Below are 15,470 nucleotides of genomic sequence, written 5' to 3'. Positions count from 1 at the left end.
CACGGTCGGTGCGCCGGCTCGCGGACACGGGCCGAAATGGCAGACCGAGCGCGGCAGGGAGCTCACGCCGGCGCCCCCACCGCGCGCGCCCACTCGACGAGCGTCGCGTACTGCGCGGCCAGGTCGTGCTCGGTGCTGCCGACCGGGTCCTTGAAGAAGAAGCCCAGCTCCGGCACCGGCCCGGCGACGCCCCCGCGGTGCGCGAGGGCCGTGAACCGGGCCAGGTCCAGGACGAGCGGCGCGGCCAGCGAGGAGTCGCAGCCCTGCCACGTGAACTGGAGGGTCATGCGCGCGCCGAGGAAGCCCTCGAACGTCACGTGGTCCCAGGCGGTCTTCCACTCCCCGAGGTCGGGGACGTGGTGGATGTGCACGCCGCCGTCCACCTCGTGGCCCAGCTCCGCCTCGAGCACCAGCCCCTTGGAGGCGTTCTTGCTGACGACGCGCTCCGGGTCGGCGAGGGTGGCGCCGTCGCCGCCGCCGAGCAGGTTGGTGCCGGACCAGGACCGCACCCGCAGCGCCCGGCGGGCGAACATCGGCGCCAGCACCGACTTGACCAGGGTCTCCCCGGTCTTGCCGTCGCTGCCCGCGTACGGCAGGCCCCGCTCCCGGGCGAGTTCGTCCAGCGCGGGCAGGCGCGCCCCCGTCGACGGCGTGAAGTCGACGAAGGCGCAGCCGGCCCGCAGTGCCGCGTAGGCGTACAGGGAGCTGACGGGCAGCGGCCGTTCACCGCGCGCCAGCGCCTCCCGCAGCGCCGCCGCCGAGGCGTGCGCCGGGTGCGGCGCGGCGGGCGGCTGGGTGGAGGAGACGTTCACGACGACGACCCGGTCCAGACCGAGGCGTTCGCGGAATCCGGTGAGGTCGGCGACGAGCGCCTCGGCGGCCGCCGCCTGGTCGCCGCTCTCCGTGCCCGGTGGGGCGGGCCTGATCTCGGCGTCGGCCGCGTTCAGTTCCGCGGTCAGCACGCCCGGCAGGCCACGCGGCACGACGCCCGCGTCGGCGAGCTGCTCGGCCCGTTTGACCAGGCTCGTGGCGACGACGTCGTGTCCGCCGAAGACCAGGTCGTCGAAGCCGGGCAGCGGCACGCCGTCGAAGGCTTCGAGCGTGCTCACACAGCCGGTGGCCGGCACCAGTCCGGCGCGCAGCGCGGCGGCGCCGACGACGGTCGTCGTGGCCACCGAGCCGCGGGCACCCACCAGCCAGATTCCGGTACGCATGAATCTCTCCTCCTGTCTCTCCCGACGGCTGTCCCGTCCGCGGGGGCGGGGTGGGTCAGCTCATGCCTTCGGGGAGCGGGTAGGACAGGAAGTCGCGGTCGAGCTGACGCACGCCGCGCGGCAGCCACTTGACGGCCTCACGGGCCACGACCTGGCGCGGCAGCGGCTCCTTGACCTCCATCTGGGTGGGCTTGGCGATGGCCTGGATCGCCCACGCCATGGCGTTGACCGGGGCCATCCGCTCCCAGCGGTGGCGGTCGATGCCCAGCAGCATCATGGAGCGCATGAAGATGTACCAGATGTGGTAGCCGGGGGGCGGGTTGCCGTTCATGGTGTGCACCGGGCGCTCGCGGCGGGGGTCGTAGAGCACGCCCTGGGCGAAGTCCGCGAAGGCGCTGACGACGCCGTGGCTGCCCGGCCGGTAGTAGTCGTCGAAGACGCCGAGCTGGGCCTTGGAGAGCACGGCGAGCGGGCCCTTGATGGGGGTGACGTACTCGATGAAGTTGTTCGGGTAGTCGCTGGTGGCCGCCATCGCCATCCAGGCGTCGAAGATGGCCCGCTCCCAGCCGTCGCCGAGCGCGGTCTCGATGTCGGTGAACGCCTGCTCCAGCTCCGGTCCCACGTTGTAGAGCGTGGTCTCGTCGAACATGTACCAGAGCTCGTTGGCGCGACGGTCGCCGAGCATGCCGGGTACGTCGGGGAAGTCGTCGCCGCGGCCGCGGTACGGGGTGGCGGCCGGCCGCTCGGCGGCACCGGCTGGGGCGGCTCCCAGGAGGCCGGTGCCGGCGCCGAGGCCGACGGCCGCGACGGTGCCGAGGGTGGTGGTCATCAGCCTTCGTCGGCCGAGGTTGCTGCTGTTCGACATGGATTCTCCTTGGTTCTCTCGCGCGGGGTGGGTTCACGGGGGTGGGTTACGGGGGTGGGTTCACGGGAGCCGGTTCAGTGGGTCCGCGGCAGGTCCGGCAGGTCGGCCTCGGCGTCGTGCCGCTGGATCCAGGACACGTCCTGGACGAGGGAGGACATCGTTCCGGCGGACTCGCCGCCGTCGCCGCCGTCGTCGGGCCGCAGCCGCTGCGAGCCGCCGCCCCGGGAGCCGAGCTGGACCCGGGTGGTGTGCGGCCTGCGGACGCCCTCGTAGGCGTCCAGCGCGTCCGCGATCAGGCGCCGCCCGGCGGGGGCCGAGGGCGCGGCGGCTGACGGCGCGTCCAGGCAGTGCGCGAGGACCGCCGCGTCCTCGACGGCCTGGCTGACGCCCTGGCCGTGGTGGGGCAGCATCGGGTGGGCCGCGTCACCGAGGAGGGTGACGGCCCCGGCGCTCCAGCGGGCCAGCGGCTCACGGTCGTACAGCGCCCAGCGGCGGGTCTCCCGCACCGCGGCGACCAGCGACTTGACGTCGGGGTTCCAGCCGTCGAAGAGGGCGGCGAGTTCGTCCAGTTCGCCGGGGGCGCTCCACGACTCCAGCCGCCAGCGCGGGTCGGGCACGACGGCGACGAAGGTGAGGAACTCCCCGCCGCGCACCGGGTAGACCAGCATGCGGGCGTCGGGTCCGGCCCACACCAGCAGGGTGTCGCCGGGCAGATCGGGGACCTGGTCGCGGGCGACGATGCCGCGGAAGGCGCTCTGGCCGGAGAAGACGGCCGTGTCGGGCCCGGCGAGCGTGCGGCGCACCACGGAGTGCGCCCCGTCCGCGCCGATCAGCACGTCGGCCTCGGCGGTGGCGCCGCCGGCGAACTCCAGCCGGACCTCCCGCCCGGTCTCGGTGAACCGCTCGAGCCGGTGCCCCGCCCGCACCACGCCGGACGGCAGCGACTCGGCGAGCATGGTGTGCAGGTCGGCCCGGTGGATCGTGTAGTACGGCGCCCCGAACTCGGCCAGCCACTCCTCGCCCATCGGCTGCCGCACCAGGGTGGCGCCGTGCGCCCAGTCCCGCACCTCCATGCCGCTGGGCCGTACACCGAGGGCGCGCAGCCGCTCGCCGAGGCCCCAGCGCTCCAGGATGCGGCTGCCGTTGGGGCCCAGGTGCATGCCCACGCCCGATTCCCTGAGTTCCGGCGCCTGCTCGAAGACGCGTACCTCATGGCCCTTCCGGGTCAGGGCGAGGGCGGCGGCGAGTCCGCCGATGCCCCCGCCGACCACTGCGATCCGCAGCTTCGGCACCACGGTGTCCCTTCCTCTCGTGCGCTCGATGCGGTCAGCTCCGCTGGTCCTGCACGGGTTCCGCGCCCGACCAGACGACGGCGGCGGAACCCCAGGTGAGGCCGCCGCCGAAGGCGGTCAGGAGCAGCCGGTCGCCGGAACCGACACGACCCTCGGCGGCCGCGTCGGCCAGCGCGAGGGGGATGGAGGCGGCGGCGGTGTTGGCGACGTCCGCGATGTTCGACACCACCCGCTCCCTGGGCAGGCCGAGGCGCTTGGCGACCGAGGTGAGGATGCGGAGGTTCGCCTGGTGTCCGACGAAGGCGTCCACGTCGGCCAGGTCCCAGCCCGCGTGCGCGGCGACGGAGCGCGCGGACTCCGTCATGGTGGTCACGGCGCGGGCGTAGACGTCGCTGCCCCGCATGGTGAGGTGGTCGCCGTCCGGCGGGATGGTGATCAGGTCGTCGCCGGTGCCGTCGCTGCCGAGCTCGGTGTGGAGCACCGCACCCGGATCACCGGTCCGGCCGCGCTCCAGGAGCACGGCGCCGGCCCCGTCGCCGAAGACGACGGCCGTGCCCCGGTCGCCGGGGTCGACGATCGACGAGTAGACGTCCGCGCCGATGACCAGGGCCCGTTCGCAGGTGCCCGCGGTGATCATCGCGTCGGCCACGGACAACCCGTACACGAACCCGGAGCACACGGCGGACAGGTCGAACGCGGCGGCCTGCAGCCCGAGCCGGGACGCCACCCGGGGGGCGGTGGCGGGGCAGCGCCGGTCCGGTGTCGTGGTCGCGAGGAGTACGAGGTCGCAGTCGTCGCGTCCGGCGGACTTCAGGGCGGCGGCCCCGGCGGTCACGGCGAGGTCCCCGGTGGTGGTCCCGGCGGACACGCGGCGGCGGCGTTCGATGCCGGTGCGGCTGTGGATCCAGGCGTGGTCGGTGTCCAGGTGCCGGGACAACTCGTCGTTGGTGACGACCGTCTCCGGCAGACAGGTGCCCAGACCGGTGACGACGGCGCCGACGCGGTCGTTCGACGCGCTCACGGGCGCACTCCCGCCTGGACGGCGCCGGGGGTGGCGTGGGCGGCGTGGCCGTCCCCGGCGTCGGGGGCGGCGTGGCGCTCCCGGCCGTCGGGCGCTGTGTGGCCGCCCCGGCCGTCGGGCGCGGCGTGGCCGCCGGCTTCGGCGGAGGCCGGGTGCGCGGGCTGACCGGACCCGGCGTGGGCCACGGCGGCGTGCCGTTCCGCGAAGTCGGGGTGGGCGATGGGCGCGCTGATCAGCCCCTCGGGCACGGCCAGTTCACGCAGCAGCGCGTCGGCGTCGAGGGACGCGCCGGCCGCCTCGTGCCGGGCCGCCTCGAATCCGAGGAGCGCGTCTTGGTCGAGGATCCCGGCCCGCAGCCCGGTCAGCGCGTGCTCCAGCACACAGGCCGCCGCGTACTGCCCCAGCAGCCGCTCGGACAACGGGTTCGCGGCCTCGCGGGCCCAGTGGCCGAGGGCCAGCATCTGGTGGACGGCGCGGCTCCACTGGGCGCTGGCCTCCCCGGCGCCGTCCCGCTCCACCCGGTCGAGCAGGGCGTAGCAGACGGCCCGCAGCACCCGGGCGGCGTCCAGGCGCGTGGCCCCGGCGGCCGCCTCGTCGAGCACCTTGTCGAAGTCCGCGCGGTGGCGCAGGGCGAACCGGGTCGCCTGGTAGCCGAGGACGGTGTTGTCGCCGCCGAAGGTGACGGCGATCTCGTAGTCGTGCAGCAGGGGCGCGATCTGGTTCGCGTCGTGGTAGCCGAGCCCGCCGCACAGCTCCCGCGTCTCGGCGAGCGTGGTCCGGGCATCGCCGGTCGAGCCGGACTTCCCGCAGGAGATCAGGGCGTGCAGCACCTGGTCGCGGGCCGGAGCCCCCTGCGCGCTGCGGGCCACCGCGATGCCGGACAGCGCGGCCATGGCGTGCCGGGCACCCAGCGACCGGCCCACGGCCGCGGTCAGCCGCATGCGGTAGTGCTCGTGGCCGAGCAGCGGCCGGCCGAAGGTCTGCTTGACGGCCGCGAACCGGGTGGTGATGGCGCAGGCGAGCAGCTGCGCGTACGCCGCGCCCACCGAGGGGAAGAGCCGCTCGTGCGTGAAGGTGGCCAGACACTCCTCGAACCGCCGGTGACGCGGCAACGGAGAGCTGTACCTCCCCTCTTCGTCGATCGACGCCCACCGGTTCATCAGGGCGGACAGCGGAAGCCGGTGACCGCTGAAGGTCAGCACACCGGTCTGGTTGGCGGTGACGCCGCCCTTGGGCTCGGCCCGCCCGATCCGCACCCCGGGCAGCACCCGGCCGTCCGCGCGCAGCGGAACCCGCAGCCAGTGGTGCCCCTCGTCCCGCCCGCCGACCACCAGCCGGCTCAGCACCATGGCCACGTCGCCGCTGTGCAGGCTGTTGCCGGTCCACACCTTGCTGTCGGCGGGCCGCGGGGTGTCGAGCACCAGGGTGCGGTCGCGGGGGTCGTACGTCGCGACGGTCCGCACCTGCTTCAGATCGGACCCGGCGAGCAGTTCGGACCCGGCGAAGCAGTACATCCGCTCCATGGAGTCGATCTCCGCCGCCCAGGAGCCGAGTTGCTCCGCACCGGCGTGGCTGAGGAGCGCGTCGCCCGCGATCTGGTGCGAGACGAGGACGTTGAGCAGGGACAGGTCGTACGCCCCGATCCAGCCCATGGTGCGCAGGAACTCGGGGAAGCGGTCGCTGTCACCGCGCCCCAGCCACAGCGAGTTCGCCGCGAACCCGGCCCCGTTGAGGAGCCGCGCCCGGCGCAGCGTGAGCAGGCTGTAGTCGCGGACGCTGAGGTCGTCGGGTCGGATGGTGGCGAACTCGGGCCCGGAGAGGACACGGGCCAGCTCTTCTTCGCGTTGCGTCATGAACTCTCCAGGAATGGCCGTACGCACCCGGGCGACGTCAGGGCATGACGGTGCGACCGCGAGTTGTGTAGGTGGGGGGTCAGGCGGCGTCGAGTACGAGCGCGCAGTTGCTGCCGCCGAAGCCGAAGGAGGTGCTCACGGCGACGCTCCCGCCGTGCCGGCGCGGGCCGCCGAGGACCAGGTCGAGGTCGGGCAGGCCGGAGTCGGCCCGCTCGGTGTGCGCGATGGGCGGCAGGATGCCGGTGCGCAGGCTGCGCAGGGTCAGTACGGCCTCGATGGCGCCGGCCGCGCCGAGGGTGTGGCCCAGCAGGCCCTTGTTGGCGGTGACGGCCGGACCGTGCGGGAAGAGGCGGGCGATGAGCCGGGCCTCGGTCTGGTCGTTCTGCGGAGTGGAGGTGCCGTGCGCATTGACCGAGTCCACATCCCGCACCGACATGCGGGCCGCCGCCAGCGCCCGCTCGACGGCGGCCGCGGCGCCCGCGCCGTCCGGACGGGGGGCGGTCGGGTGATGCGCGTCGGAGGTGTCGGCGTGCCCGAGCAGCCGCCCCAGCACCTCGGCACCGCGGGCGCGAGCCTTCGCCGGCTTCTCCATCACGACGGCCGCGGCGCCCTCCGAGATCACGAAGCCGTCGCGGTCGGCGGCGAACGGCCGGGACGCGTCGGTCGCCTTCTGCTCGGACAGCGCGCCCATGCGGGCGAACCCGGAGACGACGAGGGGAGTGACGGCGGCGTCGGTGCCGCAGGCCACAACCGTGTCGCAGACCCCGGCGTCCAGCAGCATCTTGCCCAGCCCGAACGCCGAGGCCCCCGACGCACAGGCGGCGGCCACGGTATGCCCCGGCCCGGTGATCCCGTACCGCGCACCGATGGTCCCGGCGGCCATGTTGATCAGGGCCCGCGGATGCAGGTACGGCGAGACCATGCCCGCGCCCTGCCGCTCCATCCGCCGATGCTGCTCGTCATGCGTGGTGACACCCCCGAAGGCGCTGCCCACCACTACTCCCACCCGGCTGCCGTCCCAGCTGCCGGGATCGAGTCGCGACTGCGTGAGCGCCTCCTCGACGGCGGCGAGGGCGAACCGTATGAACGGATCGGTACGGGCGGTCCCGCGCCCGGTCAGCTGCCCCGGCCGCAGCTCGGGCACCCGCAGACTGTGCCAGGCCCCGGTACCGGCCAGCGGCTCCGGATCACCGCTCTCCAGGGACTCGGCGGCACACATCGCCTCCCAGGTCGAGTCGGCGTCGGTACCGGCCGGCGTCACCAGTCCCGCACCGGTGATGGCCACGGGCCCCTCGGTCACGCCGCTTCCAGACCCGCGCCGGCCAGCGAGACGACTTCCCCCACGCTGAGATCCGCGATCCGCGTCTCCTCACCGGCGAGGTCCACGCCGGTCTCCTCCTTGATCCGCACGATCAGCTCGGCGACGGCCAGCGAGTCCAGCTCCAGGTCCCGCAGCAGCGCCGCGTCCGTGATGTCCGCCGGCTCCACTTCCAGATCCTCGGCCAGAATCCCGTGCACAACCGACTTGGGGTCCGTACTCATGGGCGTTCACCTCTGGGGCTCAGGGTTGATTCGACACCTCGAAACGAGATCGGGCTCCACTGTGCTGGCGGCCGATATGGGGCACCTATCGCGCCGTTATCAGGCACACAAATGCGTACGCACCACCCACATGCGACACGGACACCCACCCGGAACCCCCCACTCCCCACCTCGCCCGCCACCACCCCTCCCCCACCCCACCCGCTACACTGTCCGCGACGGCCCAGCCCTGCCGGGCCGCCCGCCTTCGTAGCTCAGGGGATAGAGCACCGCTCTCCTAAAGCGGGTGTCGCAGGTTCGAATCCTGCCGGGGGCACCAGGCAAAAGGCCCCGGACCGATCATGGTCCGGGGCCTTTGACATCCACGTCTGACATCAACGCGGGCGGTCGCTGCCACCTACGCCCTCATCCGATGCCGCAGACTCGCACCGGCGGACGATCTTCAGGATGCGTCGGCGTAGGCGAGGTGGGCGCCGCAGACGGTGCACCGGAAGAGCATGGCGGTCATCCCCTCGCCGAGGCGTGTCAAGAGGCGCTCAAGCCGGCTTTCGTCATGGCAACCATCCATGCGCATGTCGGTCCGAAGCTGGTCGAGAGCTTCGGGATGCTCCGCCAACTCGGTGTACCCGACTTCGGCCACGAAGGCACCCGCGTCTTGGCAGTGGACGAGCCAGTGCGGATCTTGCCAAGCGTGGAACCCCGGTGTGCGGCGGGTGACCTCGTGCAACACGTCGTCGCTCACACCGTCGAGCCCGTAGGAGTCGGTGAATTCACCCGCGAAGCGTTGAGCCGCGCTCCCGTCTGCGATGCACCAGGGGCAGAAGCGCCCGCTGACCTCTTGCGCGGAGTAGAAGGTTGCCGTGTAGATCCAGCCAGTGCTGCGGCCGCAGCAGGCGCACGACTCGGCAGACGCGCGGATGGATCCGCTTGCCAGGGGGTCCGGGTGATACCGGAAGAAGGGCAGCTCGGCACTCATCGCAGGCTCGCGATCTGCGCGTCGGAGGCGATGCCTACGGATCCCATGGAGGGCAGTCTGTCCGCAAGGAAGTATGGGATCAAGCGGCGTCATCGAAGTGCTGCCGGCCGCCAAAGGGCCCCAGACCAATCACGCTCCGGGCCCTTGATATCTGCGTGCCTCGGCCTCCGGAGGTCCGAGGACCAGCGCAGGGACCGGCACGGCTGTGGGCAGGGCGGGGTTCCCTCACTCTGCGGGACGGACAGCAACGGCCCCCACGTACGAAGCCACGCAGGCAAGCGCCCCTGTCTGGTCTCAGATGATGCTTGACGATTCGGCGTCAGGTGATGCTTGACGTCTGACCTGGACATCGTGGCTTACTGGCTGCCATGACGGACCGTTTCCCCGAGATCACCTCCGTGGAGGAGTTCATCCGGCTGCGGGAGAGCGAGGACCCGGCGGAGTACAACCGCTCGGCGTGGGCAGCCATGCCGCTGGCAGTCTGGTGGGACCTGGTGCGCAACCGTCCCGACATGCGTGTCTGGGCTGCGCATAACAGGACGGTGCCGTCAGAGATCCTGGCCGAGCTGATCAAGGATCCGGATTGGCGGGTCCGAGACCGGGTGGCCAGTAAACGCCATTGCCCGCCTGAGCTGCTGCAACGGCTGGTCGACGATCCGCATGACGCCGTGCGGAGGCTCGTAGCAAACCATCCGCACTCGCCTCGGTCGGCGGTTGCGGGTTTGGTTGATGACCCGTGGCCGGTCATTGCTCAGGAAGCCCGCGCCCGGCTGGCCAACTGGCCGTCCACGCAGCCGTCCGAACGAGGTGGTGGCCCGCAAGTCCGGTGAAAACAACCGCCGGAAGATCGTGTGATCGCTGTGTCAGGAGCTGGCGGATGATCCGCCGCGAGGAGGGGCTGGACGACGACATCTGATGCGTGTGCCCCGGCTGGATATGCTGGCCGGGGCATCCCTTGGAGGACATCGTGAGCACACAGCCCGACCACGGCACAGAGCTGATCCCGCGCCCCGCGCGGACCCCCGAGGCCCTCCGGGCTGCCCTTGCCGCCATCGCGCCGGAGCGGCTGCCCGAAATGGACGCCGATCAGCGCAAGGCCGTCGCCGCCGCCATCGAGCAGAGCAGCATCAAGCCCCTCCAGCTCTTCATGATCGCGTGGGCGGCCAACATCGAAATCGAGCGGTTTCCCGAGGCGGCGCGTGAGCTGCGCCGTGCCGAGTACATGGCCAACGCAGCCGAGACTCTTGAAGAAAGCCGCCGCTACGTACGGATCTCCGGCGACATCATCCGCGCCGCGTACAAGGCGGTGTCCGGGTGACCTGGAGATGGGAGTACGACCCTGGCGAGGAGTACGTGGCCGGCGGAGCTCCGCCGGCCTTCATCGCCGAGGTCGAGAAGAAAGCCGACGAGCTGATCCGCGCCGCTGAAGCTCTCCACCTCGACGGCACGAGGTACGAAGGAACGGGGCCGAAGAGCGAGACGGTGGATGTCCCCGGAGGCATGTTCGTCTTCCTGATCATCCCCCGGTTTGAGTGCGGCTACGTCCTCCAGGTCACCTGGATCTGACCCCAGCAGGTGGCCCCGGCTCTTCGGAGCGAGGACGTTTGCTGTCTCGGCTGCACCTACGTTCTCCACCCCGCGACGAAGTGTCACAGCCCGCGTGCCAGCAGCAGCGTCACGTCGTCGGCCGGCGTCGCCGTCGGCAGTGTGTTGATCACGGCCGTGCTGAGGTCCTCCAGGGACGGGGCGGGCTGGGTGAGAGCCCGGCCCACTCTCCGCATGCCGACGTCGATGTCCTGGTGGCGGTCCTCGACGAGGCCGTCGCTGAACAGGGCGAGCAGGCTGCCCGCGGGCAGTTCCAGCTCCGCGGACGGGAACTCCAGCATCCCGAGGCCGAGCGGAGTTCCGTGCGGCAGGTCCGGGAACGAGGCGCCGGTGTCCGGGTGGACGACGGCCGGCGGGGGATGGCCGGCCAGCGCCAGCGCGCACCTGCGGACTGCGGGGTCGTAGACGGCGTAGACGCAGGTCGCGCCCATCGACGGGATCTCCGCGTCGTCGGCTGCCTCCTCGTCCTCGGTCAGCCGGATGAACGTGTGGTCCAGCCGCGTCAGCAGCTCCCCCGGAGGCAGGTCGAGGTCCGCGAGGGTGCGGATGGCCGTACGCAGTCTGCCCATGGTCGCCGCCGCCGTGACGCCGTGTCCCACCACGTCGCCCACGACGAGGGCCAGGCGTCCGCCGGGCAGCCCGATGACGTCGAACCAGTCGCCGCCGACGCTGTCCTCGGCTTCCGCCGGAAGGTAGCGGGCGGCCACCTCCATGGCGGTGCCGCCGTGCACCCGTCGCGGCAGCAGGCTCCGCTGGAGGGCGAGGGCCGTGTTCCGTTCCCGGGTGTAGCGGCGGGCGTTGTCCAGGCTCAGTGCGGCGCGGGCCACCAGCTCCTCGGCCAGGAGCTGGTCGTTCTCGTCGAAAGGCGTCGGGTTCGTCGTGCGTACGAAGACCGCCACGCCCAGCAGGATGCCCCGGGCGTGGATCGGGAGGATCAGCAGCGAGTGCATGCCGTACTCGCGGATCTTCGAGGCCCGCGCCGGGTCCTCGGCCAGCCAGGTGTCGCGCGCGGTGTCGAGCACGGGTTCCAGCAGGGGGCGGCCCGTGTACAGCACCTGTGTGAACGGTGAGGTCTCGGGGACGTACACGACCTCGCCGTTCGACCACAGCGACTCCGGGGCGCCGGTGTGGACCGAGGCCAGGCCGGCCCGCCGGAATTTGGGGACGCGTCCGCGGGAGGTGCCCAGCCGGTCCAGCGGCTCCTCGCCGAGCCGTACCGCCTCCGTGAGGTCGACGGTCACGTAGTCGGCGATCAACGGCACCGTGTAGTCGGCCAGTTCCTGTGCCGTGCGGGCGACGTCCAGCGTGGTGCCGACGCGTGTGCCGGCCTCGCTCACCACCGCCAGGCGGTCCCCGGCCCACCGCCGGTCGGTGACGACCAGCATCAGCATGCACACACCGATGGGGCGGCCGCCGGCGGTGTGCAGGCGTACGAAGGAGGCGGAGAAGGCACGGTCCCGTCGCTTCCCCACGGCCGGCGGAACGCGGTACTCGCGGCCCGTCACGCAGTGGCCGTCGACCAGCACCCGGCGTACGAGGGACTCCAGCTGAACGGTGTCGCCGGTCAGGGAGTCCCTGGGTGACCGGCCCAGGCGCCGTTCCCGGGGAATTCCGTCATAGCGTTCGAGAGCGTCGTTGACCCATACGCACCGCAGGTCGGTGTCCCAGACGACGAGACCGACGACCGAGTCGGTCAACAGGGCCCGCAGCGCCGGGGTGACATCGTTCCCCAGATCCAGGGCATCCGATGCACGGGCGGTACGGGCGGAGTCCGCTGCGTCCATGGGCGTCCTCAGATGAGTTCCTCGATCGTGATCGGCAGCTTCCGGATCCGCCTTCCCGTGGCGTGGTGCACCGCGTTGGCGATGGCGGCGGAGACGCCGACCTGTCCGATCTCGCCGACGCCCTTGACACCCAGGGGGTTGACGACGTCGTCCTCGACCTCGATCAGCTCGACGTCGACGTCGGGGGCGTCCGCGTTGACGGCGACGAGGTAGTCCCCGAGGCTCGTGTTGGCCCAGCGCCCGGTGTCCGGGTCCATGTGGTTGGCCTCGAGCAGGGCTTGGCCGAGGCCCCACAGCATGCCGCCCATCAGCTGGCTGCGTGCCGTCTTGGCGTTGAGGACCCGGCCGGGCGCGAACGCCCCCGTCATCCGCCGCACCCGCACGACGCCCAGGTCCGCGTCCACGGCGACCTCGGCGAACTGGGCACCGAACGTCATCGTCCCGTAGGGGATGTCGTGTGCAGGTGGGTTCCACTGCCCCACGGCCTCGGCGTCCGGCCGAAGGGTCCGCCGCAGCAGGTCGGCGTACGACTCGGAGGCGTTCTCGCTGCTCATGACGCCGTCCCGCACGACCACACGGACCGGGTCCGCGCCGTACAGCGGCGAGCCGGGATCCGCCACCGCGCTGTCGACGAGCTGCCGGCGCAGGGCGGTGGCGGCGCTGTGCACGGCCGCGCTGATCATGCCGGCGCCGGCCGAGCCGACCGCGGCCGCGATGCTGGGCAGGTCGGTGTCACCGTTCTCGAAGCGGCACCGGTCCACGCCGATCCCCAGACCGTCGGCCGCGACCTGCGTCATGGCCGTGGCGACGCCGGTGCCGAACTCGGGGGTGGCCGCCTGGACGATCGCGGTTCCGTCGGCGTACAGACGAGCACGGGCGCGCTGGGGATTGGCGAGTGGAGCGACCGGGTAACTCGCGGTGGCCATGCCGGTGCCGATCAGCCAGTCGCCCTCCCTGCGGGTACCCGGGCGGGGATCACGGCCGGCCCAGCCGAAGCGGTCCGCCCCGCGCTCGTAGCACTCCCTCAGGCCGCTGCTGGACCAGGGATGCCCCGTCATGGCGTCGACCTCGGTGTGATTGCGCAGTCTCAGCTCGATCGGGTCCAGGCCCAGCTCGTGCGCGAGTTCGTCCATCGAGCACTCCAGGGCGTGCATGCCGCTGGCCTCACCCGGCGCGCGCATGAAGGTGGGCGTCATGGTGTTGGCACGGAACAGCCGGTAGACGCCCTCGTAGTGGGGGCACGCGTAGATCTGCGAGGACGTGCCGATGGACGGTTCCGCCCAGTCGTCGAAGTGCGAGGTCGGGGACAGCTTCAGGTGCCGTACGGCGGTCAGGCGGCCCTCACGGGTCGCGCCGAGCGTCATCCGCTGCTCCTGTTCCTCGCGGTGACCGACCGAGGTGAACATCTGCTCGCGGGTGAGGAAGAGCTTGACGGGCCTGCCGACGGCACGTGCCGCCATCGCGGCGAGGGTCGGATGGGCGTGGATCATCGCCTTCGATCCGAAGCTGCCGCCCACGAAGTGCCCGATGACCCGGATCCGCGACATGGGGACGCCGAGCAGGCGGGAGACCGTCATCTGGGTGGCGTTGACGCCCTGAGTGGCGTCGTACAGCAGCAGTTCGTCACCGTCCCACTGGGCCGTGGTGCAGGACGCCTCGAGCGGGTTGTGGTTGTTGGCCGCGTAGGTGTACGTGGCGTCCACCGTGACGTCGGCTTCCCGCAGACCGGCATCGACGTCCCCGCGTTCCATGCGGCCCGGTATCCAGCCGCCGAAGATGCGCTCGGGTTCGTAGGCCGACTCGCGCCCCTGGTCGAGGGTGGTGACGGGCGGGGTCTCCTCGTAGGAGACGCGCACCAGCCGCGCCGCGTGCTGGGCCCTCTCCCAGGTGTCGGCGACGACCAGCGCGATCTGCTGGCCCGCGTAGTGCACGGTGTCGTCCTGCATGGGGAAGAAGGTCTGCCCGGGCGCCGCCGTGCCGCCGAGGGACGGGATGAGCGGGGGCTGCTCGGCGATCCTCGGCAGCGTCTCGTGGGTGAGGACGGTCAGGACGCCCTCCTCGGCCCGTGCGGCACTCGTGTCGATGCCGGTGACCCGCCCGGCGGCGACGCGGGAGCCGACGACGCACGCGTACGCCATGTCCGGGAGGGGGATCTCGGCGGAGTACCGCGCGCGTCCGCCGACCTTGGCGAGGCCGTCGACGCGGTCGAGGGGCTGTCCCGTCGCTGCGGGGACGGTCGCGGCGGGGACGGTCGCGGTCATGACGGGCTCCCGGTCTCGGGGTGGGAAGCCGCCCCGGTCTCGAGGTGGGACGCCGCCCCGGTCGCTCCGCCGTCGCCGAGCGTGCGCAGGGCGCGGACGATCGCGCGCTGGGCGAGTTCCACCTTGAAGGCGTTCATGGGGGTGGGCCGGGCGTCGGCCATCTCCACGCGGGCGGCCATGGCGTAGGAGTCGGGGTCGTTGGCCGCGCCGACGAGGAAGTCCTCCGCCCGCCGGGCCCGCCAGGGTTTGGTGGCGACACCGCCGAGGGCCATGCGCACGTCCGCGATCGTGCCGTCCACCACGGACAGTGCGGCCGCCACCGAGACGAGGGCGAACTCGTACGACGCGCGGTCCCGGATCTTGAGGTAGAGCGACTGGCGCGCCACCGGTGTGGCGGGGACGTCGATGCCGGTGATCAACTCGCCGTGCTCCATGGGGTGCTCCAGGTGCGGTGAGTCACCGGGGAGGAGGAAGAAGTCGTCGACGGCGTAGGTCCGCTCCCCCTTCGGCCCCACGGTGTGCACCCGGGCGTCCAGGGCCACCAGGGCCACGGCCACGTCCGAGGGGTGGGTCGCGATGCAGTGGTCGCTGGTGCCGAGTACGGCGTGACCGCGGCTGAAGCCCTCGACGGCCGAGCAGCCGGTGCCGGGGTCCCGCTTGTTGCACGGGGATTCGCCGTCGCGGAAGTACGAACAGCGCACTCGTTGCAGCAGGTTGCCGCCCATGGACGCCATGTTGCGCAGCTGCGGGGAGGCGCCGGACTCCAGTGCCTGGGCCATCATCGGGAAGCGGTCGCGTACGACGGGGGCGGCGGCGACGTCGCTCATCCTGGCCAGCGCGCCCATGCGGAGGCCGCCGTCGGGGGTGCCTTCGATGACGGTCAGCGGCAGGTCGTTGATGTCGACGAGGCGGCGAGGATGGAGCACCTCCTGCCGGAGCAGGTCGACCTCGGTGGTGCCTCCGGCGAGGAAGTCGCTGGTGGGGTCCGTGGTGACGGCCTCGACGGCGTTCGCCGCGTCGGTCGCGCGGAGGTAGGTGATGGGCCGCACGAGGAGGC

14 protein-coding genes and 1 tRNA gene are annotated in these 15,470 nt (G+C 72.2%); 4 read left to right on the top strand and 11 right to left on the bottom strand.

Annotated features, from left to right (window positions below; all coding sequences use genetic code 11):
* Positions 1-62 precede the first annotated feature (62 nt).
* From ACGF3J_RS13340 to ACGF3J_RS13310, 7 genes are all read right to left on the bottom strand, one after another.
* The gene (locus tag ACGF3J_RS13340) at positions 63-1,214 is read right to left on the bottom strand and encodes an inositol-3-phosphate synthase (protein WP_161332209.1); all 1,152 of its coding nucleotides are present in this window, start codon (positions 1,212-1,214) and stop codon (positions 63-65) included.
* A 55-nt stretch (positions 1,215-1,269) separates the two neighbouring features.
* Positions 1,270-2,079 (bottom strand): hypothetical protein, encoded by an 810-nt coding sequence (locus tag ACGF3J_RS13335; RefSeq protein WP_161332208.1) that lies wholly within the window; start codon positions 2,077-2,079, stop codon positions 1,270-1,272.
* 74 nt (positions 2,080-2,153) lie between these two features.
* Positions 2,154-3,374, bottom strand: a complete 1,221-nt coding sequence (locus tag ACGF3J_RS13330; RefSeq protein ID WP_161332207.1) for an FAD-dependent monooxygenase — start codon at positions 3,372-3,374, stop codon at positions 2,154-2,156.
* A 31-nt stretch (positions 3,375-3,405) separates the two neighbouring features.
* A complete protein-coding gene (locus ACGF3J_RS13325) occupies positions 3,406-4,392 on the bottom strand; it encodes a beta-ketoacyl-ACP synthase III (protein ID WP_161332206.1) in 987 nt (328 codons plus the stop codon).
* Positions 4,389-6,245, bottom strand: coding sequence for an acyl-CoA dehydrogenase family protein (locus ACGF3J_RS13320; protein ID WP_393854135.1), 1,857 nt, complete (start codon positions 6,243-6,245; stop codon positions 4,389-4,391). Before ACGF3J_RS13320 ends, ACGF3J_RS13325 begins: the two co-directional genes overlap by 4 nt.
* Positions 6,246-6,324: 79 nt before the next feature.
* Complete coding sequence (locus tag ACGF3J_RS13315; protein ID WP_161328613.1) at positions 6,325-7,545, bottom strand: beta-ketoacyl-[acyl-carrier-protein] synthase family protein; 1,221 nt, start codon at positions 7,543-7,545, stop codon at positions 6,325-6,327.
* Positions 7,542-7,787, bottom strand: a complete 246-nt coding sequence (locus ACGF3J_RS13310) for a phosphopantetheine-binding protein (protein ID WP_122619752.1) — start codon at positions 7,785-7,787, stop codon at positions 7,542-7,544. The genes ACGF3J_RS13315 and ACGF3J_RS13310 overlap by 4 nt, the downstream gene beginning before the upstream one ends.
* Before the next feature lie 243 nt (positions 7,788-8,030).
* On the opposite strand from ACGF3J_RS13310, the gene ACGF3J_RS13305 reads away from it, so the two are divergent.
* Positions 8,031-8,106 (top strand) — tRNA-Arg (locus ACGF3J_RS13305).
* Positions 8,107-8,229: 123 nt separating this feature from the next.
* On the opposite strand, the gene ACGF3J_RS13300 is transcribed toward ACGF3J_RS13305, so the two are convergent.
* Positions 8,230-8,763, bottom strand: coding sequence for a CbrC family protein (locus ACGF3J_RS13300; RefSeq protein WP_161329596.1), 534 nt, complete (start codon positions 8,761-8,763; stop codon positions 8,230-8,232).
* Between the two features lie 368 nt (positions 8,764-9,131).
* Here ACGF3J_RS13300 and ACGF3J_RS13295 point away from each other — a divergent pair, with 368 nt between their 5' ends.
* The 3 genes from ACGF3J_RS13295 (at position 9,132) to ACGF3J_RS13285 (ending at position 10,329) form a co-directional block, all read left to right on the top strand.
* Positions 9,132-9,593, top strand: coding sequence for a hypothetical protein (locus ACGF3J_RS13295; protein ID WP_161329595.1), 462 nt, complete (start codon positions 9,132-9,134; stop codon positions 9,591-9,593).
* A gap of 137 nt (positions 9,594-9,730) precedes the next feature.
* On the top strand, positions 9,731-10,081 hold the full coding sequence (locus ACGF3J_RS13290) for a hypothetical protein (RefSeq protein ID WP_114528109.1): 351 nt from the start codon (positions 9,731-9,733) through the stop codon (positions 10,079-10,081).
* The gene (locus ACGF3J_RS13285; RefSeq protein WP_161329594.1) at positions 10,078-10,329 is read left to right on the top strand and encodes a hypothetical protein; all 252 of its coding nucleotides are present in this window, start codon (positions 10,078-10,080) and stop codon (positions 10,327-10,329) included. Before ACGF3J_RS13290 ends, ACGF3J_RS13285 begins: the two co-directional genes overlap by 4 nt.
* Positions 10,330-10,412: 83 nt before the next feature.
* Here the strand turns inward: ACGF3J_RS13285 and ACGF3J_RS13280 are convergent, their stop codons facing one another.
* The 3 genes from ACGF3J_RS13280 to ACGF3J_RS13270 are packed head-to-tail and all read right to left on the bottom strand — an operon-like array spanning position 10,413 to position 15,462.
* Positions 10,413-12,152, bottom strand: coding sequence for a SpoIIE family protein phosphatase (locus ACGF3J_RS13280; RefSeq protein WP_161329593.1), 1,740 nt, complete (start codon positions 12,150-12,152; stop codon positions 10,413-10,415).
* Positions 12,153-12,160: 8 nt separating this feature from the next.
* A complete protein-coding gene (locus tag ACGF3J_RS13275; RefSeq protein ID WP_161329592.1) occupies positions 12,161-14,413 on the bottom strand; it encodes a xanthine dehydrogenase family protein molybdopterin-binding subunit in 2,253 nt (750 codons plus the stop codon).
* The gene (locus ACGF3J_RS13270; protein ID WP_393854134.1) at positions 14,410-15,462 is read right to left on the bottom strand and encodes an FAD binding domain-containing protein; all 1,053 of its coding nucleotides are present in this window, start codon (positions 15,460-15,462) and stop codon (positions 14,410-14,412) included. Before ACGF3J_RS13270 ends, ACGF3J_RS13275 begins: the two co-directional genes overlap by 4 nt.
* Between the last annotated feature and the right edge of the window lie 8 nt (positions 15,463-15,470).

This window comes from Streptomyces sp. NPDC048171, from assembly GCF_043202655.1.
Lineage (GTDB): Bacteria > Actinomycetota > Actinomycetes > Streptomycetales > Streptomycetaceae > Streptomyces.
The sequence above is the reverse complement of the archived record's forward strand: the minus strand, read 5'-3'. Positions and strand labels throughout refer to the sequence as shown.

Excerpts from the sequence above, each read along its gene's own strand:
- ACGF3J_RS13300 (WP_161329596.1), bottom strand. The coding sequence starts at position 8,763 with ATGAGTGCCGAGCTGCCCTTCTTCCGGTATCACCCGGACCCCCTGGCA.
- ACGF3J_RS13275 (WP_161329592.1), bottom strand. The coding sequence starts at position 14,413 with ATGACCGCGACCGTCCCCGCCGCGACCGTCCCCGCAGCGACGGGACAG.
- ACGF3J_RS13310 (WP_122619752.1), bottom strand. The coding sequence starts at position 7,787 with ATGAGTACGGACCCCAAGTCGGTTGTGCACGGGATTCTGGCCGAGGAT.
- ACGF3J_RS13320 (WP_393854135.1), bottom strand. The coding sequence starts at position 6,245 with ATGACGCAACGCGAAGAAGAGCTGGCCCGTGTCCTCTCCGGGCCCGAG.
- ACGF3J_RS13295 (WP_161329595.1), top strand. The coding sequence starts at position 9,132 with ATGACGGACCGTTTCCCCGAGATCACCTCCGTGGAGGAGTTCATCCGG.
- ACGF3J_RS13340 (WP_161332209.1), bottom strand. The coding sequence starts at position 1,214 with ATGCGTACCGGAATCTGGCTGGTGGGTGCCCGCGGCTCGGTGGCCACG.
- ACGF3J_RS13280 (WP_161329593.1), bottom strand. The coding sequence starts at position 12,152 with ATGGACGCAGCGGACTCCGCCCGTACCGCCCGTGCATCGGATGCCCTG.
- ACGF3J_RS13335 (WP_161332208.1), bottom strand. The coding sequence starts at position 2,079 with ATGTCGAACAGCAGCAACCTCGGCCGACGAAGGCTGATGACCACCACC.